Here is a 22,055-nt window from a genome sequence, read left to right on the forward strand (position 1 = left end):
GGTCGAGTGCGCTGCGGCGGCAGTGGCGGCGGGTCAGAGAAGGGTTTCGACACGCAGGGAGTTGGTGGTTCCCGGCTGGCCGAACGGCACGCCGGTGGTGATCACGACCGTATCACCACGCTTGGCCAGGCCCTGGGCCTGGGCGATTTCCAGGGCCGTGGCGCACACCTCGTCCACTTGGCGCAGGCGGTCATTGACCACCGAGTGCACGCCCCAGGTCAGGGTCAGGCGGCGCGCGGTGGCCAGGTTCGGCGTCAGGTTGAGGATCGGCACCGATGGCCGTTCCCGGGCGGCACGCAGGGTCGAGCTGCCCGATTCGCTGTAGTTCACCAGCACCGCCACCGGCAGGATGCTGCACACCCGGCGGATCGCGCAGCTGATGGCGTCGGACACCGTCGCCTCGGCCTGGGGCCGGCTGACATCCAGTTGGGTCTGGTAGTCGGGACCGCTCTCCACCTGGCGAATGATCTTGCTCATCATCTGCACTGCTTCCAGCGGGTACTCGCCGGAGGCGGTTTCCGCCGACAGCATCACCGCATCGGCGCCCTCGGCCACGGCGTTGGCCACGTCGGTGACCTCGGCCCGGGTCGGCGCGGGCGAAAAGCGCATCGATTCCAGCATCTGGGTGGCCACCACCACGGGTTTGCCCAGCTGGCGGCAGGTGCCGATGATGGTTTTCTGGATCTGCGGCACGCTTTCCGCCGGCACCTCCACCCCCAGGTCGCCCCTGGCCACCATGATCGCGTCGCTCAGCTCGGCGATTTCCCGTAGTTGGGTCACCGCTGAAGGTTTTTCGATCTTGGCCATCAGGTAGGCCTTGTCGCCGATCAGCGTGCGCGCTTCACGGATGTCTTCCGGGCGTTGCACGAAGGACAGCGCCACCCAGTCCACCCCCAGCTCCAGGCCGAAGCTCAGGTCACTGCGATCCTTGGCGGTCAGCGGGCTGAGGTCGAGCACGGCCTGGGGCACGTTGACGCCCTTGCGGTCCGACAGCTCGCCGCCATTGAGCACGGTGGTCTCGATGGCGTCGGCGTGCTTGGCGATGACCCGCAGGCGCAGCTTGCCGTCGTCCAGCAGCAGGTCCATGCCCGGCTCCAGCGCGGTGATGATTTCCGGGTGCGGCAGGTTCACCCGTTCGGCGCTGCCCGGGGTCGGGTCGAGGTCCAGGCGCAGCGCCTGCCCCCGCACCAGTTGTACCTTGCCTGCGGCGAAGGTGCCGACCCGCAGTTTCGGTCCCTGCAGGTCCATGAGGATGCCCAGGGGATAGTTCAGTTCGCGTTCGATCTGGCGGATCCACTCATAGCGTTGAGCATGGTCGGCGTGGCTGCCGTGGCTGAAGTTGAGCCGGAAGATGTTGACTCCGGCCTGCACCAGCTCACGGATGTCCTCGATGCCGTCGATGGCCGGACCCAGGGTGGCGAGGATTTTGACCTTCTTGTCAGGCGTCATGTTTGGGGCTCTCGAGAATCAGGATGGCGCGGAAGTCGTTGACGTTGGTGCGGGTCGGCTCGGTGACGATCAGGTCGCCCAGCGCGGCGAAGTAGCCGTAGCCATTGTTGTTGTCCAGCTCGTCGCTGGCGCTCAGGCCCAGGGCTGCGGCGCGGGCGTAGCTGTCCGGGGTCATGATGGCCCCGGCGTTGTCTTCGGAACCGTCGATGCCGTCGGTATCGCCGGCCAGGGCGTAGATGCCCGGGTAGCCCTTGAGGCTGTCGGTGAGGCTCAGGAGGAACTCGGCGTTGCGTCCGCCACGGCCGTTGCCGCGCACGGTGACTGTGGTTTCGCCACCGGACAGGATCACGCAGGGCGCCGCCAGCGGCTGGCCGTGCAAGGCCACCTGGCGGGCGATGCCGGCGTGAACCTTGGCCACTTCGCGGGATTCGCCTTCCAGATCGCCGAGGATCAGCGGGCTGTAGCCGGCCTGCCGGGCTTTCACCGCGGCAGCTTCCAGGGATTGCTGGGGCCGGGCGATCAGTTGGAAATGACTGCGCTCCAGGCACGGGTCGCCGGGCTTGACGGTTTCCGACTCTGGGCTCTGCAACCAGCTGCGCACGGCCGCCGGGACGTCGATGGCGTAGCGCTTGAGAATCGCCAGGGCCTCGGCCGAGGTGCTTGGGTCGGCCACGGTGGGGCCGGAGGCGATGACGGTCGCCAGATCGCCGGGTACATCGGATATCGCGTAGGTGTAGACCGTGGCCGGCCAGCAGGCCTTGGCCAGGCGGCCGCCCTTGATCGCCGAGAGGTGTTTGCGCACGCAGTTCATCTCGCCGATGCTGGCGCCGGATTTGAGCAGGGCCTTATTGATGGCTTGCTTGTCGGCCAGGGTGATGCCGACTGCGGGCAGGGCCAGCAAGGCCGAACCGCCGCCGGACAGCAGGAAAATCACCCGGTCCTGTTCCGACAGGTTGCTGACCAGCTCCAGCACTCGCTTGGCCACGGTCAGGCCGGCGGCGTCGGGCACCGGGTGGGCGGCCTCGACCACTTCGATCCTGGTGCAGGGGGCGCCGTGGCCGTAGCGGGTGACCACCAGCCCGCTGACTTCGCCCTGCCAACTGCGCTCCACCACCTGGGCCATGGCCGCCGCGGCCTTGCCGGCACCGATGACGATCACTCGACCGCTGCGGTCGCTGGGGAGATGGGCTTGCAGTACCTGTTGCGGATGGGCGGCGTCGATGGCTGTGGCGAACAGCTCACGGAGGAATTGTTGCGGATCGACCGACATGGCGGACTCCCGGATTTCTTGTTATGGGGGGCTTGAAGCGGGTGTAGCCGCCACCTCAGGCGGCGACAAGGTCGGCAGGGCCGGTCCCTGGCCCGCCGTGAGGCGTTTCCTGCGAACCTTGGTACAGCCTGAGGCAGCGGCTACATAGGGGGGTTATTGGTTCTCGCGGATCGAGAAGTTGGCCATGTGTTCCAGGCCCTTGATCAGCGCCGAGTGGTCCCAGTTGGCGCCACCGATGGCGCTGCAGGTGCTGAACACTTGCTGGGTGCCGGCGGTGTTGGGCAGGTTGATGCCCAGCTCGCGGGCGCCGCTGAGGGCCAGGTTCAGGTCCTTCTGGTGCAGGTTGATGCGGAAGCCCGGATCGAAGGTGCCCTTGATCATCCGCTCGCCGTGCACTTCGAGGATCTTCGAGGAGGCGAAGCCGCCCATCAGCGCTTCACGCACCTTGGCCGGGTCGGCGCCGTTCTTCGCGGCGAACAGCAGGGCTTCGGCCACGGCCTGGATGTTCAGGGCGACGATGATCTGGTTGGCCACCTTGGCGGTCTGGCCGTCACCGTTGCCGCCCACCAGGGTGATGTTCTTGCCCATGCTCTGGAACAGCGGCAGGGCGCGTTCGAAAGCCTGGCTGTCGCCGCCGACCATGATGCTCAGGGTCGCGGCCTTGGCCCCGACTTCACCGCCGGATACCGGGGCGTCCAGGTACTGCGCGCCTTTCTCGTTGATCTTGGCGGCGAAGGCCTTGGTCGCGGTGGGGGAGATGGAGCTCATGTCGATGACGATCTTGCCCTTGCCGATCCCGGCGGCAACGCCGTCGGCACGCAGCAGCACGTCTTCGACCTGGGGGGTGTCGGGCACCATGATGATGACGAATTCGGCTTCCTGGGCCACCTCTTTGGGCGAGGCCAGGGCCACGGCGCCGGCGGCGATCAGGTCGGCCGGGGCCTTGCCGTGGTGTTCCGAGAGCAGCAGCGAGTGACCGGCTTTCTGCAGGTTGGCGGCCATGGGGTGGCCCATGATGCCGGTGCCGATAAATCCGATTTTAGCCATGATGAAAATCCTCTATTCAACGGGGCCTTGCAGGAGCTGGCTGGCCAGCGAAGGCGCTTTTCAGGAGCGTGCAGTGCTTGCCGACGCGTTCGCCGGCCAGCCGGCTCCTACAGGCGTGCGGGTTCAGATTGCGTTGTGGGTTTTCAGCCAGCCAAGGCCAGCCTCGGTGGTGGTCAGCGGCTTGTACTCGCAGCCGACCCAGCCCTGGTAGCCGATGCGGTCCAGGTGCTCGAAAAGGAAGCGGTAATTGATCTCGCCGGTGCCCGGCTCATTGCGCCCGGGGTTGTCCGCCAGCTGGATGTGGTTGATCTGGCCCAGGTGGTTGGCCATGGTCCGGGCCAGATCTCCCTCCATGATTTGCATGTGGTAGATGTCGTACTGCAGGTACAGGTTGGCGCTGCCCACCTGTTCGCGGATCGACAGAGCCTGGGCGGTGTTGTTGAGGTAGAAGCCGGGAATGTCGCGGGTGTTGATGGCCTCCATCACCAGCTTGATGCCCACCGCCTGCAGCTTGTCGGCGGCGTACTTGAGGTTGGCGACCAGGGTCTTTTCCAGCAGGGCTTCATCGGCGCCTTGTGGGCGGATGCCTGCCAGGCAGTTGACCTGGGTGTTGCCCAGGACCTGGGCGTAGGCGATGGCCAGATCGACGCCGGCACGGAACTCCTCGACCCGATCGGGCAGGCAGGCGATACCGCGCTCACCCTTGGCCCAGTCCCCGGCCGGCAGGTTGAACAGCACCTGGGTCAGGCCGTGGGCATCGAGTTGCGCCTTGATCTCGGCGGAGCTGAATTCGTAGGGGAACAGGTATTCGACGCCACTGAAGCCGGCATCGGCGGCGGCCTTGAAGCGGGCGAGGAAGTCCTGTTCGGTGAACAGCATGGACAGGTTGGCGGCAAAACGCGGCATGGTGGTCTCCTGTGAAGCAGTGAAGCCTGTGGCGGGCGCCAAGGTGGCAGTCGGGCTACCCCGGCGACCTCTCTGGACAAGAGGGCGTGCGGGGCAATCCCGGCAGGGTTCGGTGAACCCGATGACAGCCTGTGGCAGCGGCTCCAGGGGTTAGTCGAGCAGGGAAATCGCGGTCGGGGCGTCGTTGCCCACCAGCGCCAGGTCTTCGAACTCGTTGACCGCGTTGATCTCGGTGCCCATGGAAATGTTGGTCACCCGCTCCAGGATGATCTCCACCACCACCGGCACCTTGTAGGTCTGGAGCATTTCCTGGGCCTGGCGCAGGGCCGGCTGGATGTCCTTGGGTTCGAACACCCGCAGGGCCTTGCAACCCAGGCCTTCGGCGACCGCCACGTGGTCGACGCCGTAGCCGTTGAGTTCCGGCGCGTTGAGGTTGTCGAAGGACAGCTGCACGCAGTAGTCCATGTCGAAGCCGCGCTGGGCCTGACGGATCAGCCCCAGGTAGGAGTTGTTCACCACCACATGGATGTAGGGCAGGTTGAACTGGGCGCCCACGGCCAGCTCTTCGATCATGAACTGGAAGTCGTAGTCGCCGGACAGCGCCACCACCTGGCGCTGCGGATCGGCCTTGACCACGCCCAGGGCTGCGGGAATGGTCCAGCCCAGCGGGCCGGCCTGGCCGCAGTTGATCCAGTGGCGCGGCTTGTAGACGTGAAGGAACTGCGCCCCGGCAATCTGCGACAGGCCGATGGTGCTGACGTAGCAGGTGTCCTTGCCGAACACCTGGTTCATCTCTTCGTACACGCGCTGCGGCTTGACCGGCACATTGTCGAAGTGGGTCTTGCGGTGCAGGCTGGCCTTGCGCTGCTGGCAGTCATGCAGCCAGGCGCTGCGGTCCTTGAGCTTGCCGGCGGTCTGCCATTCGCGGGCCACTTCCAGGAGCACGGTCAGGGCGCTGCCGGCGTCGGAGACGATGCCCAGGTCCGGGGTGAATACCCGGCCGATCTGGGTCGGTTCGATGTCCACGTGGATGAACTTGCGGCCTTCGGTATAGACGTCCACCGAGCCGGTGTGGCGGTTGGCCCAGCGGTTGCCGATGCCCAGCACGGCGGCGGACTTGAGCAGGGGGGCGGTGCCGTAGCGATGGGAGGTCTGCAGGCCGACCATGCCCACCATCTGTGGGTGATCGTCGGGAATGCTGCCCCAGCCCATCAGGGGCGGGATTACCGGGATACCGGTCAGTTCGGCGAACTCAACCAGCAGTTCGCTGGCGTCGGCGTTGATCACGCCACCGCCGGCCACCAGCAACGGGCGCTCGGCCTGGTCCAGCAGCGCCAGGGCTTTCTCGGCCTGGATCCGGGTCGCGGTCGGTTTGGCCAGGGGCAGGGGCTGGTAGGCGTCGATGTCGAATTCGATTTCCGCCATCTGCACGTCGAACGGCAGGTCGATCAGCACCGGGCCAGGACGGCCGGAACGCATTTCGTAGAAGGCTTTCTGGAAGGCGTAGGGCACCTGGCCCGGCTCCAGCACGGTGGTGGCCCACTTGGTCACCGGCTTGACGATGCTGGTGATGTCCACGGCCTGGAAGTCTTCCTTGTGCAGGCGGGCCCGGGGTGCCTGGCCGGTGATGCAGAGAATCGGGATCGAGTCGGCCGAGGCGCTGTACAGGCCGGTGACCATGTCGGTGCCGGCCGGGCCCGAAGTACCGATGCACACGCCGATGTTGCCGGCCTTGGTGCGGGTATAGCCCTCGGCCATGTGCGAGGCGCCTTCAACGTGGCGGGCGAGGACGTGATCGATGCCGCCGACCTTCTGCAGCGCGGAATACAGCGGGTTGATGGCGGCACCCGGGATGCCAAAAGCGGTATCGACCCCTTCGCGGCGCATCACCAGAACGGCGGCTTCGATTGCTCTCATTTTGCTCATGGTTTTGTGCCTCTTACGTTTTGTAATTGTATACAAGTGGCTTTTCGCAAAGTGTATTCACGGCGAGCGACGCAGGTCAATGGATTTTCTTGAGCTACAGTTGCTTTTGCGCAAGCCCCGATAAACCGGCGTCCATTTGTCGCACGTAGCGATTTTTGCGATTTATTGTATACAAAATACAAATTCATTGTGTTCTATTTGTCGTATCGGGCTTCTCCTACAAGAAGCTTCCCTCGGGCTTTCTCAATAACAAGATAAGGACGGCACCCATGAGCGCTTTAACCTTGAAAGTCGCAGTCAACCTGGCCAATCAGGCCATCAGTGCGGGGCGCCAGATCAGTGCGGCGCCCTTGACCATCGCCGTGCTGGACGCCGGTGGACATCTGGTGACCCTGCAACGAGAGGACGGCGCCAGCCTGCTGCGTCCGCAGATCGCCATCGGCAAGGCTTGGGGCGCAATTGCCCTGGGCAAGGGATCGCGCCTGCTGGCCCTGGACGCGCAGCAGCGCCCGGCGTTCATCGGTGCGTTGAATGGCCTGGGGCAGGGCAGCGTGGTGCCGGCACCGGGCGGGGTGCTGATTCGGGATCAGGCGGGGGCGGTGATTGGGGCGATCGGCATCAGTGGCGATACCTCGGACATCGACGAGCAATGCGCTATCAGCGCCATCGAAGCTCAGGGCCTGGCGGCGGACGCCGGCGTCAGCGCCTAGTCCTCAATCTTGCGGGCCCGGCCCTGGCCGCTGCCGAGCCCGTGGGGCCGCGAAAAGAAAGGTTCGCGGGAACTTGTCTGGCGGCTTGCGGTGCCTGCGCCCCCGTTTGCCACCCGCAGCCAGCAGGAGGGGCGACGCAGCGCCATCAACGGTCCGCTTCGCAGCCTTTGAGCACCAGGCGGATGATGGTCTGCGCCGCGGCTTCGTAGTCCTCTTCATCCAGCTTGGTCTTGCCGGTGACCACCGAGATCTGCCAGTCGAAGTCGGCGTAGGTCTGGGTTGCGGCCCAGATGCTGAACATCAGGTGGTTGGGGTCGAGCGGGGCGATCAGGCCGCGATCGATCCAGGTCTGGATGCATTCGATGTTGTGCCTGGCCTGGGCGTTGAGCTGTTCCACCTGCTCCGGGCTCAGGTGCGGCGCGCCATGCATGATTTCGCTGGCGAACACTTTGGAGGCGAATGGCAGGTCGCGGGAGATGCGGATTTTCGAGCGGATGTAGCCGCTGAGCACTTCGCTGGGCACACCGTCGGCATTGAATGGAGTGGAAGCCTGGAGAATCGGTTCGATGATGCTTTCCAGCACCTCGCGATAGAGGTTTTCCTTGGACTTGAAGTAGTAGTAGACGTTGGGTTTGGGTAATCCGGCCTTGGCGGCGATGTCGCTGGTCTTGGTCGCGGCAAAGCCCTTGTCGGCAAACTCTTCGCTGGCGGCCCGCAGGATCAGTTCTTTATTGCGCTCGCGGATGGTGCTCATAAACCGGGGGATTCCTTGCCTGTACGGGCGGTTGCGCATGGTAGCACCGGCTTTGCGAGAGGCTCAAGAATGCCGGGTAGGGCCTGCTTTCCCCGCTTGCGCGCGCTCGCTGCGCGGTTGCTGGCACGGTATGCTGCGCGCCTTGTTTTTTCATCTAGGGAAGCCTGGTCCATGGCTGGAAGCAGTTTGCTGGTATTGATCGACGACATCGCCGTGGTACTTGATGACGTGGCCTTGATGACCAAGATGGCGGCGAAGAAAACCGCCGGGGTATTGGGCGACGATCTGGCGCTTAACGCTCAGCAGGTTTCCGGGGTGCGCGCCGAGCGGGAACTCCCCGTGGTCTGGGCGGTGGCCAAGGGCTCGTTTCGCAACAAGCTGATCCTGGTGCCGGCGGCCCTGGCCATCAGTGCCCTGGCGCCCTGGCTGGTCACGCCGTTGCTGATGGTCGGTGGTGCCTATCTGTGTTTCGAAGGCTTCGAGAAGCTGGCGCACAAATACCTGCCGCATGCCGATGATGCGGCCGAGCATGAGCGGAGCCTGCACGCCTTGGCCGATCCCCAGGTGGATCTGGTGGCCTTTGAAAAGGACAAGATCAAGGGCGCGATCCGTACCGATTTCATCCTTTCCGCAGAAATCATCGCCATCACCCTGGGCACGGTGGCGGGTGCTTCCCTGAGCCAGCAGGTGGTGGTGCTGTCGGGGATTGCGATCGTCATGACCATCGGTGTCTATGGCCTGGTGGGCGGCATCGTCAAGCTGGACGACCTGGGACTGTGGTTGGCGCAGAAGCCGGGTGCCCTGGCCAGGCGCGTCGGCGGCGCCATTTTGCGGGCAGCGCCATGGATGATGAAGAGCCTGTCGGTGATCGGCACGGCGGCGATGTTCATGGTCGGCGGCGGCATCCTCACCCATGGCGTGCCTGCCGTGCATCATCTGATCGAGGGGTTGGCACAGCGCAGCGCCGGGATCATCGGCGGCGCCTCGGTGATCATGCCGACCCTGCTCAATGCCGGAGCCGGAATCATCGCTGGCGCCCTGGTGTTGCTGGTGGTGAGTGCGCTCGGCAAGGGCTGGCGTGCGCTGCGTGGCTGAGGTCCGAGTCAGCCGGTTGCCGCCGTTGCGGCCGACAACCGGCGCAGGAGGTTACTCGGCGATCTGCAGTTTGCGTGACTCGGTGTACACGTAGCGCACCTTTTCGTATTCGAACGGCGAGTTCAGCTGGCCATAGCGGAAGCTGGTCTGGTAGCGCTTGTCGATCCCGCGCAGGGCCCAGATTTCCGGGTGATTGCTGCTGACTTCCGAGACGTTGAGAAAGTTGATCGCCGATTCGGCGGTGTAGTCCACCGCCAGCCCCGCGGTGTCCCGCAGGTTCGATGGGCCAAGGATCGGCAGCACCAGATAGGCTCCGGCGGGCACGCCATAGAAGCCCAGGGTCTGGCCGAAATCTTCGGTTTTTCGCGGCAGGCCCATCTTGGTCGCCGGGTCCCACAGCCCGGCAACGCCGATGGTGGTGTTGAGCAGCAGGCGCGCGGTGGTTTCCATCGAGCGCTGGCCCTTGAACTGCAACAGGCTGTTGACCAGGTTCGGTACGTCACCGAGGTTGTTGAAGAAGTTGCTCACTCCGCTGCGTAGGAAGCCCGGTGTCACGTAGCGGTAGCCGTCCACCACCGGCAGGAACACCCACTGGTCGAAGCGGTAGTTGAAGTGGTAGACCCGACGGTTCCAGGACTCCAGTGGGTCATAGATGTTCAGGGCGTTGAGGGTCGAGCGTTCGAACTCGCGCTGGTCCAGCCCGGGGTTGAACTTGAGTTTCTTCAGCGGCTCGGTGAAGCCGTCCGGATCGGGCGTGACCGGGGTGTTGGCCTTGCTGTTGTCGGCTTGGGCATAGCCTGTGCAGAGCAACGCAGCGATAAGCAGGAGATGTTTAGCCACGGAAGAACTCCAGCATGGCGTCGCTGTTGACGCGGTAGTTGAGGTTGCCGCAGTGGCCGCCATGGGGGTAGACGGTCAGGCGGTCGCCAAAGGTCTTGCGCAGGAAGCCCAGGTCGCCAGGGCCGAGGATCACGTCGTCGGCGTTGTGCATCACGGCAATCTTCGGGCTGGCCTTGAGGTAGTCCTGCAGGGCGTAGAGGCTCACCTGGTCGATCAGTTGCAGCAGGCTGCCGCCGTCGGTACGGGCGCGCCACATGGGGATCACTTGTTCGGTCAGGTAGCAGTCGAAGTCGCACTGCAGGGCGCGCTTGAGAAACGGCGTGAGGCTGGTGCCTTCGCGGATCGGGTACTTGGGCGGGGTGATCAGGCCGCGGCGGTTGATCAGGTCCGAGGTGAAGGCGATGTCCGCCGCCGAGAAGCGGAAGGAGGTGCCGATCAGCATCGCCATCTGCTCGTTGCTCAGGTGCTGCTTGGACTGCTGGAAGTCATAGAGCAGGGCGTCGTTGAGGTCGATATAGCCTTTCTGCTGGAAATAGCGGGTCAGCTTGCCCAGCACCAGTTCATAGAAGGTGGTGCTGTTGTTGATGCCCTTGACCTCGGTCTGCACCAGCTTGTCGAGGTTGGTGATCGAGGTGTAGAGGTTGACCGGCGGGTTGAGCAGCAGGACTTTCTTGAAGTTGAAGCTGCGCCGAGTCTCGTCCAGCTTGCTGACGAACGCCGCGTCCAGGGCGCCGAGGCTGTAGCCGGTGAGGTAGAACTCGCTGATCGGCAGCTTGGGGTGCTGGGCGCGCACGGCCTGCATGACCCGGTACATGTCTTCGGCGTCTTCCTGGGTCACCCCGGGGGTGGCGAAGCGCGAGGCAGCGCTGATGAAGTCGAAACTGGTGGGCGAGGACAGCTGCACCACGTGGTAGCCGGCCTTGTAGTAGAGCTTCTTCAGGTATTCGTTGAGGCTGCTGTCATAGCGCGCCCCGGTGCCGGCGATCAGGAAGATCAGCGGGGCGGCGTGATCCTGGGTGGCGATGCGGTAGGTGAGTTTCTTCACCGCCCAGAAGTTGTCCGGGAGGATGAACTCGCGTTCCGGGCGCAGGGTCAGGCTGTGGTCCGACTGATGGATGTCGTCGCTGGCGGGCAGCTCCGGGCGCAACTCCGGCGGAGTGGTGGCGATGGTGGCTTCGAACGGGTTGGTCAGCGGGTAGCCATAGCTGGCCGGGTCGACATCGACCGCCAGCGCGGACGCACTCAGGATAAGGCCGCCAAGCAGGGCAGCGAAGCGCAAGGAACGAAGCATGACTGTATCCCTAGAAGGAAGGTGCCGAATGAGGTTTGCAGGCTATGACCACCGCGCTGCTGCCGAAGTGCCATGGGGTGGCACAAATATCCCCTGCCGCAGGCGTGTCGAAGGTTGCTGGTAGGCGGACGATACACGTTGCCAGCATTTGCTGAACAGTTATCTGTGCGTCGCCCTTGCCAAGCGTTGGTGGAGGATTATGCTGGGCGCCGTTTTGATTGTTCGGAGTGTTCCATGTCTCGTCGCTTGCCCGTGATTGTGCTGCTCATCGTCCTGCCGTTGTGGCTGGCCGCCAGTTATGGCTTGCGCTACGGCTTTATGGAGGATGCGCGCTGGGTGGGTGCCTGTGTCGATGAGGCTGGGCGCTGGGAATGTTCGCTGCGTTCCAGCCTGGGCTGGATGATCCACTTCAAGGTGCTGGGCTGGAGCGCCGTGGGCACCGCGCTACTGGCCTTTGTGCTGCCAGGGCGCAGCGGCTGGTGGCTGGCGGTGCTGGCCTTGCTGGCCGGCATTCCGGCATTGGCGTTGTACAACACTACCCTGGCGGTGTTCGCGGTGGTGATTGGCGCTTTGCGTCTGGTGCGGGCTGCGCGCTCCTGAAGTAGCGGCCGCGGGCGCAATCCAGGTCGCCCGCGGCACGGTTCAAGGCTCAGGCGAGGCGGGCCCTGAGGCTGCGCCACAGCGCGGCCACCATCAGCAGGCTGACCAGGGCCCAGCCCCAGGCTTGCTGGTTGGCCAGGCCTTCCTGGTACAGCTGGGGAGCGATGCCGGCACCCAGGATGAAGGTCAGCAGGGCAATCTCGCGGCGCGCTACGCGGACCGGGCGGCACAGGTAGACCAGCGCCGGCAGGATCAGGGCCGCGCTGGGGAAGCTGCGGTAGCGTGGGTCGAACACCAGTTCCAGCATCATTACCGCCGCGGCGAAGCCCGCTGCCGCCAGGAGCCAGCCGGCGCGCTGTTCCAGGGCGTTGAAGGCTCGTTGGCGCCAGCCTTGGCGAGGGCTCAGCGTCAGTGCCGCATGGCTCAGAACCAGCAGGTTCAGGCCCAGCAGCAGGGCGGCCCACAGCCATTCCCCGGTGAAGCGGCTGGTGACTCGGGCCAGCTCGGCCCAGGTGCCGATGGCGCAGGCCGCCAGCGCCCCCAGTAGCGGCAGCAGCAGGGCCGCGCGCCGGGTCCGGACCGGTCCGCCCAGCACCAGGGTGCCGAGGAAGATCGCACCGCCCACGCCCAGCCACAGCGGCCAGTAAGGCAGGTTGGAAACCGGGCCGGCGAGGATGCCCTTGTCCTGGCGGTCGGCGTCGAACAGTCCCCAGTAGCCGCCCACCGCACCTTCGCTGGCGCGTTTCCAGGGTTGGTCGAAGGCTTCGATCAGGTTGTAGTGCCAGCCATTGTGTTCTGCCAGGGCGACGAAGCCGCGAATGAACTTGGCTTCGTTGACCCGGCTCGGCAATGCGGTTTCGCGCTGGCGGCCTTCGCTGGGCCAGCCGGTTTCACCGATCAGCACGTCCTTGGGGGCGAAACGGTTGCCGAACACCTGGCGCACTTCGGCCACGTGGTTGAGGGCGGCGTCGATGTTCGACGGATCGTCTTCCCAATAGGGCAGCAGATGGATGGTGAGGAAGTCCACAGCCGGGGCGATTTCCGGGTGCTTGAGCCAGAACTCCCAGACATCGGCGTAGGTCACCGGCTGCTTGACCCCAGCCTTGACCTTGAGAATCAGCCGCGCCAGTTGTGCGCCGGTGACTTCCTTGCGCAGCAGGGCTTCGTTGCCGACGATCACCGCGCTGACCACGTCCGGGTTGGCGTTGGCCGAGGCGATCAGCAGGTCGACTTCTTTTTCGGTGTCCACCGGGTTGCTGTTGACCCAGGCGCCGATCATCAGCTTCAGGCCGTGCTTGCGCGCCAGTTCCGGCAGGGCCTCGAGGCCGGTCATGGAGTAGGTGCGGATGCATTCGAACCGTGTGGCCAGCAGCGCCAGGTCGGCATCCATGCGCTCGGGGCGCAGTGCGAACGGCTGGTCGAAGGGCGACTGATCCTTGTCGAACGGCGTGTAGGACGCACATTGCAGTTTGTGGCTGGCGCTGGCGACATCGGGCAGGTGCACGGGCTGGCCGAGGCCGTACCAGTAGCCACAAAGGGCCAGCAGGCCGATCAGGCAGGCAAACAGATAAGCAGGGACGGGGAGGCGGGCGGAGGCGGGCATGGTCAGGCCGTAGCAGAACAAAGCCCGGCATCTTACCCGTATTTGTCCGGGGCTTGGTGGTCGGCATGCGCTTGCCATGCAAAGTTCGGGCGGGCCCGTGGCATGGGATCGGCGGCGGGCCGGTTAATGGCTATCTGATGTCGTTGCTGGTTGCCTTGAGGTCGCAGACAGAGCAGGTCGCGGGCCAGGGCGGGTTGATGATCGAAGCATCAGTACTCCGCTGATGATCGAACGCGTTCGCGGTGAGGCGTGATGGGGGCGCTGTGCACCATAACCATACGTTGACGTGCCCGGCAGCCGCCTGGCACTGCACTATTCGGGGAAGTAACGATGAAGATGCGACGACTCTTAGGCGCAGGTGCCGCACTGGTACTTGCCATCAGCTCCACTTTCGCCAGTGCCGACAGCAAGACCCTGAGCATCGGCTATGTCGACGGCTGGTCCGACAGCGTGGCGACCACCTATGTGGCTGCGGAGGTGATCAGGCAGAAGCTCGGTTATGACGTCAAGCTGCAAGCGGTGGCGACCGGGATCATGTGGCAGGGCGTTGCCACCGGCAAGCTCGACGCCATGCTCTCGGCCTGGTTGCCGGTGACTCACGGCGAGTACTGGAGCAAGAACAAGGACAAGGTGGTGGACTATGGCCCCAACTTCAAGGACGCCAAGATCGGTCTGATCGTGCCCGAGTACGTCAAGGCCAAGACCATCGACGACCTCAAGACCGACACCAGCTTCAAGAACAAGATCGTTGGCATCGACGCCGGGTCCGGGGTGATGCTCAAGACGGATCAGGCAATCAAGGATTACGGCCTGGACTACAAGCTGCAGGCCAGTTCCGGTGCGGCGATGATCGCCGAGCTGACCCGGGCCGAGGAAAAGCAGGAGTCGATCGCCGTGACGGGCTGGGTGCCGCATTGGATGTTCGCCAAGTGGAAGCTGCGTTTCCTCGAGGATCCGAAAGGCGTCTACGGTGCTGCTGAAACCGTCAACAGCATCGGCAGCAAGGGCCTGGAGAAGAAGGCGCCGGAAGTGGCGGCGTTCCTGAAGAAATTCCAGTGGGCGTCCAAGGACGAAATCGGTGAGGTCATGCTGGCCATTCAGGACGGTGCAAAACCGGACGTAGCGGCCAAGGACTGGGTTGGCAAGCACCCGGAACGGGTTGCCGAGTGGACGGCTAAATAGTTTCCAGGCGTCTAGATCGAGGGTCCCGGGGCCGCCCGCTGTTATCAGCGGGCGGCCCTTGTTTTTTTCGCGGGGAAAGTTGGCGAGCTGGCTAATGTCGTTCTAATACTAAGGTCGTCTGGAACCTGCCTCATAGCCGCATAGAGTGGATTGGGTTCTACCTAAAATCTGTGCTGCGAGGATAAAAACAATGAACGACAGCATTTACCTCTCGATTCAAAACAGCCCGCGTTTCAAGGAGCTGGTCAGCAAGCGAGAGCGGTTCGCCTGGATTCTCTCGGCGATCATGCTTGGGCTTTACTCGGGCTTCATCCTGTTGATCGCCTACGGGCCCCAGGTCCTGGGCGCCAAACTCAGCCCAACGTCATCCATCACCTGGGGGATTCCCATTGGTGTCGGCTTGATTGTCTCGGCCTTCGTCCTGACGGCCATCTATGTACGACGCGCCAACGGTGAGTTCGACGAGCTGAACAACGCGATTCTGAAGGAGGCTCAGCAATGATCCGACGTCTATTCGCAGCACTCGGTCTTGCCGCTTTCGCTCCCGCCCTCTGGGCTGCAGACGCTTTGACAGGCGAAGTCCACAAGCAACCCCTCAACATCTCGGCGATCGCGATGTTCGTGATCTTCGTCGGCGCCACGCTGTGCATCACTTACTGGGCCTCCAAGCGCAACAAGTCGGCTGCCGACTATTACGCCGCCGGCGGCAAGATCACCGGCTTCCAGAACGGCCTGGCGATTGCCGGTGACTACATGTCCGCGGCGTCCTTCCTGGGGATTTCCGCCCTGGTGTTCACTTCCGGCTATGACGGCCTGATCTACTCCATCGGCTTCCTGGTGGGCTGGCCGATCATTCTGTTCCTGATCGCCGAGCGCCTGCGCAACCTGGGCAAGTACACCTTTGCCGACGTGGCGTCCTATCGTCTTGGGCAGACCCAGATCCGAACCCTGTCGGCCTGCGGCTCGCTGGTGGTGGTGGCGTTCTACCTGATTGCGCAGATGGTCGGTGCCGGCAAGCTGATCCAGCTGCTGTTCGGCCTCGATTACCACGTGGCGGTGATCCTGGTGGGGATCCTGATGTGCCTGTATGTGCTGTTCGGCGGCATGCTGGCCACTACTTGGGTGCAGATCATCAAGGCCGTGCTGCTGCTGTCCGGCGCGTCCTTCATGGCGCTGATGGTGATGAAGCACGTCAACTTCGACTTCAACACCCTGTTCTCCGAGGCGGTCAAGGTTCACCCCAAAGGTGAGGCGATCATGAGCCCTGGCGGACTGGTGAAGGATCCGATCTCGGCGTTCTCCCTGGGCCTGGCGCTGATGTTCGGTACTGCCGGCCTGCCACACATCCTGATGCGCTTCTTCACCGTCAGCGATGCCAAGGAAGCTCGCAAGAGCGTGCTCTACGCCACTGGCTTCATCGGCTACTTCTACATCCTGACCTTCATCATCGGTTTTGGCGCGATCCTGCTGGTGAGCACCAATCCGGCTTTCAAGGATGCGGCGGGCGCCTTGCTCGGCGGTAACAACATGGCGGCGGTGCATCTGGCCAATGCGGTGGGTGGCAGTGTGTTCCTCGGCTTTATCTCGGCAGTGGCCTTCGCCACCATCCTGGCGGTTGTGGCAGGTCTGACCCTGGCCGGTGCCTCGGCGGTGTCCCACGACCTGTATGCCAGCGTGATCAAGAAGGGCAAGGCCAACGAGAAGGATGAGATCCGCGTTTCCAAGATCACTACCGTGGCCTTGGGCGTGCTGGCCATCGGTCTGGGTATTCTTTTTGAAAGCCAGAACATTGCGTTCATGGTGGGCCTGGCGTTCTCCATTGCTGCCAGTTGCAACTTCCCGGTGCTGCTGCTTTCCATGTACTGGAAGAAACTCACCACCCGCGGCGCCATGGTTGGCGGCTGGCTGGGCCTGGTCAGTGCGGTGGCGCTGATGGTTCTTGGGCCAACCATCTGGGTGCAGATCCTGCATCACGAGAAGGCGATCTTCCCGTATGAGTACCCGGCGCTGTTCTCGATGATCATCGCCTTCATCGGTATCTGGTTCTTCTCCATCACTGACAAATCGGCTTCGGCGGCCAATGAGCGGGCGCTGTTCTTCCCGCAGTTCGTGCGTTCGCAGACCGGTCTGGGTGCCAGTGGGGCGGTGTCGCACTAAGCCAGCGGGTTGTATCGGCTTCTATATAGAGGCTGCGTAATAGCGAAATGCCTCGATCGAGAGATCGGGGCATTTTTGTGTCCGCTCGCTCTGCCCGGATCCCCCCGACTGCAGGCGCAGGGACGTAGGAGCTGGCTTGCCAGCGAAAGCGTATTTGAGGCGCAAGGCTTTGCCGGCAGGTCGGCGCTTGCGGGAGGAGGAGGGCAGAAACAAATACGACCTCTGTTAGAGGCCGTATCCGGTGCAGCTAAGACGTGTGCGCAAGGCAGGTCGGTCTTATTTGCGGTCTTCCAGTTTGGTGATGTCGCGCGACTCGTAGCCGGTGTACAGCTGGCGTGGGCGGCCGATCTTGTATGGGCTGGAGAGCATTTCCTTCCAGTGGGAGATCCAGCCGACGGTCCGCGCCAGGGCGAAGATCACGGTGAACATGCTGGTTGGAATGCCGATTGCCTTGAGGATGATCCCCGAGTAGAAGTCGACGTTCGGGTACAGCGAGCGTTCGATGAAGTACGGATCGGTCAGGGCGATCTCTTCCAGGCGCATGGCCAGTTCGAGCTGCGGATCGTTGTTGATGCCCAGTTCCTTGAGAACTTCGTCGCAGGTCTGCTTCATCACGGTGGCGCGCGGGTCGCGGTTTTTATACACACGGTGACCGAAGCCCATGAGCTTGAACGGATCGTTCTTGTCCTTGGCCTTGGCGATGAACTTGTCGATGTTCGAGACATCGCCAATTTCGTCGAGCATGGTCAGCACGGCTTCGTTGGCGCCGCCGTGGGCAGGGCCCCAGAGCGCAGCGATACCGGCAGCGATACAGGCGAACGGGTTGGCGCCCGAAGAGCCCGCCAGGCGCACAGTGGAGGTCGAGGCGTTCTGTTCGTGGTCGGCGTGGAGGATGAAGATCCGGTCCATTGCCTTGGCCAGTACCGGGCTGATCGGTTTGATCTCGCACGGTGTGTTGAACATCATGTGCAGGAAGTTTTCCGCGTACGACAGGTCGTTGCGCGGGTACATCATCGGCTGGCCCATGGAGTACTTGTAAACCATCGCTGCCAGGGTCGGCATCTTGGCCACCAGGCGCACGGCGGAGATCTCGCGGTGCTGCGGGTTATTGATGTCCAGGGAGTCGTGGTAGAACGCCGACAGGGCGCCGACTACGCCGCACATCACCGCCATTGGGTGAGCGTCGCGACGGAAGCCGTTGAAGAAGCTCTTCAGCTGTTCGTGAACCATGGTGTGGTTCTTCACGGTGCTGACGAACTGTGCCTTCTGCTCGGCATTCGGCAGTTCGCCGTTGAGCAGCAGGTAGCAGGTTTCCAGGTAGTCCGACTTTTCAGCCAGTTGTTCGATCGGGTAGCCGCGATGCAGCAGGATACCCTGGTCGCCGTCGATATAGGTGATCTTCGATTCGCAGGATGCGGTCGACATGAAACCCGGGTCAAAAGTGAAGCGGCCCGTGGCCGTCAGACCCCGAACATCGATTACATCGGGACCAACGGTGCCGGTTAAAATGGGCAGCTCGACGGGGGCTGCGCCCTCGATGATCAACTGCGCTTTTTTGTCAGCCATGTGGCCTCCTATTTATGCTTGAAATCATCAGACAGACCCCCCACGCAGGGCCCGCACCACTATAGTGAGATAAATCTGAATGTCAATTTGCCTAAAGTCTTGTCCCAGAAGGCTTTGGGACCGATTTTTTAGCGAAATTCAGCGCCATTTACGCCTTTTATATAGCTAACGCAATCAGCTATTAGGGGAAGGCGTTTGCGTTGTCATTAGTAGCCTAACTGTCTATACTCGGCCACCGACCTCCGTAGGCTTCCGGGCCCGCTTTATTGGGGGTCGCACTCCCTGGGTAGTGGTTACCTGACCAGTGCACTCCCCAACAACTTTGCCCTGATTGTTAGGGGCTCTTCAGTGTGAAAAAAGCCGTGAATAGCCAACGACCTGTAAACCTAGACCTAAGGACCATCAAACTCCCCATCACCGGCGTTACGTCGTTTCTTCACCGTGTTTCCGGCATCATCCTCTTCCTGGGCATCGGCATCATGCTTTATGCATTGAGCAAATCCCTGGGTTCCGAGGAAGGCTATGCCGAGGTGAAGGCGTGCTTGACCAGTCCGCTGGCCAAATTCGTTGCATGGGGCCTCCTGTCCGCCTTGCTGTATCACTTGGTGGCCGGTGTACGCCATCTGATCATGGACATGGGCATCGGTGAGACGCTGGAAGGCGGCAAGCTGGGCTCGAAAATCGTTATCGCCGTATCCGTGGTGGTAATCGTTCTGGCGGGAGTTTGGATATGGTAACCAGCGTTACGAACCTGTCGCGTTCGGGCCTTTATGACTGGATGGCACAGCGTGTGTCTGCGGTCGTTCTCGCGGCTTATTTCATTTTCCTGATCGGATACCTCGTAGCGAATCCGGGCATTGACTACACCCAGTGGCATGGCCTGTTCGCAAACAACTGGATGCGTATCTTCAGTCTGCTGGCCATGGTGGCCCTGGGCGCCCACGCCTGGGTCGGCATGTGGACCATCTCGACTGACTACCTGACGCCGATGGCGCTGGGCAAGTCGGCGACAGCAGTGCGTTTCCTTTTCCAGGCAGTATGCGGCGTCGCGATGTTCGCTTACTTCGTCTGGGGTGTGCAGATTCTCTGGGGTATCTGATTCATGGCTAACATTCCAACCATTTCTTTCGACGCCATCATCATTGGCGGCGGCGGCGCCGGCATGCGTGCCGCACTGCAGCTGGCCCAGGGTGGCCACAAGACTGCCGTGATCACCAAGGTGTTCCCGACCCGTTCGCACACTGTGTCTGCCCAGGGCGGCATCACCTGCGCGATCGCCTCGGCGGACCCGAACGATGACTGGCGCTGGCACATGTACGATACCGTCAAGGGTTCCGACTACATCGGTGACCAGGACGCTATCGAATACATGTGTCAGGAAGGCCCGGCTGCGGTCTTCGAACTGGACCACATGGGTCTGCCGTTCTCCCGGACCGAAACCGGTCGTATCTACCAGCGTCCTTTTGGCGGTCAGTCCAAGGACTATGGCAAGGGCGGCCAGGCGGCTCGTACCTGCGCTGCTTCCGACCGTACCGGTCACGCGCTGCTGCACACCCTTTATCAGGGCAACCTGAAAGCCGGTACCACCTTCCTCAACGAGTGGTACGCAGTCGATCTGGTGAAGAACCAGGATGGCGCCTTTGTCGGCGTGATCGCTATCTGCATCGAAACCGGCGAAACCACCTACATCCGCTCCAAGGCCACCGTCCTGGCTACCGGCGGTGCAGGTCGTATCTACGCTTCCACCACCAACGCCCTGATCAACACCGGTGACGGTGTCGGCATGGCGCTGCGTGCCGGCGTTCCGGTGCAAGACATCGAAATGTGGCAGTTCCACCCCACCGGCATTGCCGGCGCCGGTGTGCTGGTCACCGAAGGTTGCCGCGGTGAAGGTGGTTACCTGATCAACAAGCACGGCGAGCGTTTCATGGAGCGTTATGCTCCGAACGCCAAAGACCTGGCTGGCCGCGACGTTGTAGCGCGTTCCATGGTCAAGGAAATCATCGCCGGCAACGGCTGTGGCCCGAATGGCGACCACGTGATGCTCAAGCTCGATCACCTGGGCGAAGAAGTGCTGCACAGCCGTCTGCCTGGTATCTGCGAGCTGTCCAAGACCTTTGCCCACGTTGACCCGGTGGTTGCTCCGGTGCCAGTGGTTCCAACCTGCCACTACATGATGGGCGGCGTTGCCACCAACATTCATGGTCAGGCGATCACTCAGAACGCCACTGGCGAAGACACCATCATCCCTGGCCTGTTCGCAGTGGGTGAAGTGGCTTGCGTATCGGTACACGGTGCCAACCGTCTGGGCGGCAACTCGCTGCTGGACCTGGTGGTTTTCGGTCGTGCGGCCGGCCTGCACCTGGAAAAAGCGCTGACCGACGGTATCGAATACCGCGATGCCAGCGACACCGACGTCGACGTGGCCCTGAACCGTCTGGCCAAGCTCAACGAGCGCACCACCGGTGAAGACGTTGCAACCCTGCGTCGCGAGCTGCAGAGCTGCATGCAGAACTACTTCGGTGTATTCCGTACTGGCGAATACATGCAGAAGGGTATCGCCCAGCTGGCCGATCTGCGCGAGCGTATCGCCAACGTCAAGATCAACGACAAGTCTCAGGCTTTCAACACTGCACGTATCGAAGCACTTGAGCTGCAGAACCTGCTGGAAGTGGCTGAAGCCACCGCCATCGCTGCCGAAGTGCGCAAAGAGTCCCGCGGCGCTCACGCCCGTGAAGACTTTGAAGACCGTGACGACGAAAACTGGCTGTGCCACACCCTGTACTTCCCGGGTGAGAAGCGCGTTGCCAAGCGTGCGGTCAACTTCTCGCCGAAGACTGTTCCGACTTTTGAACCAAAAGTCCGGACTTACTAAAGGGTGATCGATATGTTGCAAGTTGAAGTTTATCGTTACAACCCAGACACCGACTCAGCTCCGAAAACCCAGGTTTTCCAAGTCGATACCGGTGGCAAGGACCTGATGGTGCTGGACGTGCTGGCGCTGATCAAAGAGCAGGACGAGGGTTTCTCCTACCGTCGTTCCTGCCGTGAAGGCGTTTGCGGTTCCGATGGCATGAACATCAACGGCAAGAACGGCCTGGCGTGCATCACGCCGCTGTCTGCCGTGGTCAAGAAGAACAAGCTGGTCATTCGTCCTCTGCCAGGTTTGCCGGTTATCCGTGACCTGGTTGTCGATATGAGCATCTTCTACAAGCAATACGAGAAGGTGAAACCATTCCTGCAGAACGATACGCCGGCTCCGGCCATCGAGCGTCTGCAGTCCCCGGAAGAGCGCGAGAAGCTCGACGGTCTGTACGAGTGCATCCTTTGCGCTTGCTGCTCGACCTCTTGCCCGTCCTTCTGGTGGAACCCGGACAAGTTCCTGGGTCCAGCTGCACTGCTGCAAGCCTACCGCTTCCTGGCAGACAGCCGTGACACCAAGACGTCCGAGCGTCTGGCTTCCCTGGATGACCCGTTCAGCGTATTCCGCTGCCGGGGGATCATGAACTGCGTCAACGTATGTCCCAAAGGCCTGAACCCGACTAAGGCCATCGGTCACATTCGTAACATGCTGCTGCAGAGCGGCGTGTGATTCAGCTGTTGTACCCGTAGGACCGCTGTACCCGTAAAAGCCAAGGCGCGGGCTTCAACCCGCGTCA

Annotated in this window: 20 protein-coding genes; 10 read left to right on the forward strand and 10 right to left on the reverse strand. The window is 62.6% G+C overall.

The window, feature by feature from the left end; genetic code table 11:
- Positions 1-33: 33 nt before the first annotated feature.
- From pyk to gcl, 5 genes are all read right to left on the reverse strand, one after another.
- Positions 34-1,449, reverse strand: a complete 1,416-nt coding sequence (gene pyk, locus DNK59_RS28575) for a pyruvate kinase (RefSeq protein ID WP_110725351.1) — start codon at positions 1,447-1,449, stop codon at positions 34-36.
- Positions 1,439-2,719, reverse strand: a complete 1,281-nt coding sequence (locus DNK59_RS28580; RefSeq protein ID WP_110725352.1) for a glycerate kinase — start codon at positions 2,717-2,719, stop codon at positions 1,439-1,441. The genes pyk and DNK59_RS28580 overlap by 11 nt, the downstream gene beginning before the upstream one ends.
- 153 nt (positions 2,720-2,872) lie before the next feature.
- Entirely contained in the window at positions 2,873-3,766 is an 894-nt protein-coding gene (locus tag DNK59_RS28585; protein WP_110725353.1) for a 2-hydroxy-3-oxopropionate reductase, read from the reverse strand.
- Positions 3,767-3,889: 123 nt separating this feature from the next.
- The gene (hyi, locus tag DNK59_RS28590; protein WP_110725354.1) at positions 3,890-4,672 is read right to left on the reverse strand and encodes a hydroxypyruvate isomerase; all 783 of its coding nucleotides are present in this window, start codon (positions 4,670-4,672) and stop codon (positions 3,890-3,892) included.
- A 150-nt stretch (positions 4,673-4,822) separates the two neighbouring features.
- A complete protein-coding gene (gcl, locus tag DNK59_RS28595) occupies positions 4,823-6,598 on the reverse strand; it encodes a glyoxylate carboligase (protein ID WP_110725355.1) in 1,776 nt (591 codons plus the stop codon).
- 269 nt (positions 6,599-6,867) lie between these two features.
- Between gcl and DNK59_RS28600 the strand changes: the two genes are divergently transcribed.
- Positions 6,868-7,308, forward strand: a complete 441-nt coding sequence (locus DNK59_RS28600; protein WP_016968076.1) for a heme-binding protein — start codon at positions 6,868-6,870, stop codon at positions 7,306-7,308.
- Positions 7,309-7,453: 145 nt separating this feature from the next.
- Here the strand turns inward: DNK59_RS28600 and DNK59_RS28605 are convergent, their stop codons facing one another.
- Positions 7,454-8,062 (reverse strand): TetR/AcrR family transcriptional regulator, encoded by a 609-nt coding sequence (locus DNK59_RS28605; protein WP_092316971.1) that lies wholly within the window; start codon positions 8,060-8,062, stop codon positions 7,454-7,456.
- A gap of 171 nt (positions 8,063-8,233) precedes the next feature.
- Here DNK59_RS28605 and DNK59_RS28610 point away from each other — a divergent pair, with 171 nt between their 5' ends.
- Positions 8,234-9,157 carry a DUF808 domain-containing protein gene (locus tag DNK59_RS28610; RefSeq protein WP_110725356.1) on the forward strand — a complete coding sequence of 308 codons (924 nt, stop codon included), beginning with the start codon at positions 8,234-8,236 and terminating at the stop codon, positions 9,155-9,157.
- A 51-nt stretch (positions 9,158-9,208) separates the two neighbouring features.
- On the opposite strand, the gene DNK59_RS28615 is transcribed toward DNK59_RS28610, so the two are convergent.
- On the reverse strand, positions 9,209-9,997 hold the full coding sequence (locus tag DNK59_RS28615; RefSeq protein WP_092316965.1) for a VacJ family lipoprotein: 789 nt from the start codon (positions 9,995-9,997) through the stop codon (positions 9,209-9,211).
- On the reverse strand, positions 9,990-11,288 hold the full coding sequence (locus tag DNK59_RS28620) for a serine/threonine protein kinase (RefSeq protein WP_110725357.1): 1,299 nt from the start codon (positions 11,286-11,288) through the stop codon (positions 9,990-9,992). Before DNK59_RS28620 ends, DNK59_RS28615 begins: the two co-directional genes overlap by 8 nt.
- Positions 11,289-11,522: 234 nt before the next feature.
- Between DNK59_RS28620 and DNK59_RS28625 the strand changes: the two genes are divergently transcribed.
- Positions 11,523-11,888: a hypothetical protein gene (locus tag DNK59_RS28625; RefSeq protein ID WP_110725358.1), complete on the forward strand. Its 366-nt coding sequence runs from the start codon at positions 11,523-11,525 to the stop codon at positions 11,886-11,888.
- A gap of 49 nt (positions 11,889-11,937) precedes the next feature.
- Here DNK59_RS28625 and DNK59_RS28630 read toward each other — a convergent pair whose 3' ends face one another.
- The gene (locus DNK59_RS28630; RefSeq protein WP_110725380.1) at positions 11,938-13,491 is read right to left on the reverse strand and encodes a beta (1-6) glucans synthase; all 1,554 of its coding nucleotides are present in this window, start codon (positions 13,489-13,491) and stop codon (positions 11,938-11,940) included.
- Positions 13,492-13,821: 330 nt separating this feature from the next.
- Here DNK59_RS28630 and DNK59_RS28635 point away from each other — a divergent pair, with 330 nt between their 5' ends.
- The 3 genes from DNK59_RS28635 (at position 13,822) to DNK59_RS28645 (ending at position 16,830) form a co-directional block, all read left to right on the forward strand.
- A complete protein-coding gene (locus DNK59_RS28635; protein ID WP_092316959.1) occupies positions 13,822-14,673 on the forward strand; it encodes a glycine betaine ABC transporter substrate-binding protein in 852 nt (283 codons plus the stop codon).
- A 190-nt stretch (positions 14,674-14,863) separates the two neighbouring features.
- Positions 14,864-15,175, forward strand: a complete 312-nt coding sequence (locus DNK59_RS28640) for a DUF485 domain-containing protein (RefSeq protein ID WP_092316957.1) — start codon at positions 14,864-14,866, stop codon at positions 15,173-15,175.
- On the forward strand, positions 15,172-16,830 hold the full coding sequence (locus DNK59_RS28645; RefSeq protein ID WP_092316954.1) for a cation acetate symporter: 1,659 nt from the start codon (positions 15,172-15,174) through the stop codon (positions 16,828-16,830). Before DNK59_RS28640 ends, DNK59_RS28645 begins: the two co-directional genes overlap by 4 nt.
- A gap of 276 nt (positions 16,831-17,106) precedes the next feature.
- Here the strand turns inward: DNK59_RS28645 and gltA are convergent, their stop codons facing one another.
- The gene (gltA, locus tag DNK59_RS28650; protein WP_022643101.1) at positions 17,107-18,396 is read right to left on the reverse strand and encodes a citrate synthase; all 1,290 of its coding nucleotides are present in this window, start codon (positions 18,394-18,396) and stop codon (positions 17,107-17,109) included.
- 350 nt (positions 18,397-18,746) lie between these two features.
- Here gltA and sdhC point away from each other — a divergent pair, with 350 nt between their 5' ends.
- Genes sdhC through DNK59_RS28670 form a run of 4 tightly spaced genes read left to right on the forward strand, consistent with a single transcriptional unit; the run spans position 18,747 to position 21,988 of the window.
- Entirely contained in the window at positions 18,747-19,133 is a 387-nt protein-coding gene (gene sdhC / locus DNK59_RS28655; RefSeq protein ID WP_015634665.1) for a succinate dehydrogenase, cytochrome b556 subunit, read from the forward strand.
- A complete protein-coding gene (gene sdhD / locus DNK59_RS28660; RefSeq protein ID WP_011060049.1) occupies positions 19,127-19,495 on the forward strand; it encodes a succinate dehydrogenase, hydrophobic membrane anchor protein in 369 nt (122 codons plus the stop codon). Before sdhC ends, sdhD begins: the two co-directional genes overlap by 7 nt.
- Before the next feature lie 3 nt (positions 19,496-19,498).
- Positions 19,499-21,271 carry a succinate dehydrogenase flavoprotein subunit gene (sdhA, locus tag DNK59_RS28665; protein ID WP_110725359.1) on the forward strand — a complete coding sequence of 591 codons (1,773 nt, stop codon included), beginning with the start codon at positions 19,499-19,501 and terminating at the stop codon, positions 21,269-21,271.
- A gap of 12 nt (positions 21,272-21,283) precedes the next feature.
- A complete protein-coding gene (locus DNK59_RS28670) occupies positions 21,284-21,988 on the forward strand; it encodes a succinate dehydrogenase iron-sulfur subunit (protein ID WP_022643104.1) in 705 nt (234 codons plus the stop codon).
- The last annotated feature ends 67 nt before the right edge of the window (positions 21,989-22,055 follow it).

Source organism: Pseudomonas sp. TKO26 (assembly GCF_003225665.1).
In the GTDB taxonomy this organism is placed as follows: Bacteria; Pseudomonadota; Gammaproteobacteria; order Pseudomonadales; family Pseudomonadaceae; genus Aquipseudomonas; species Aquipseudomonas saponiphila.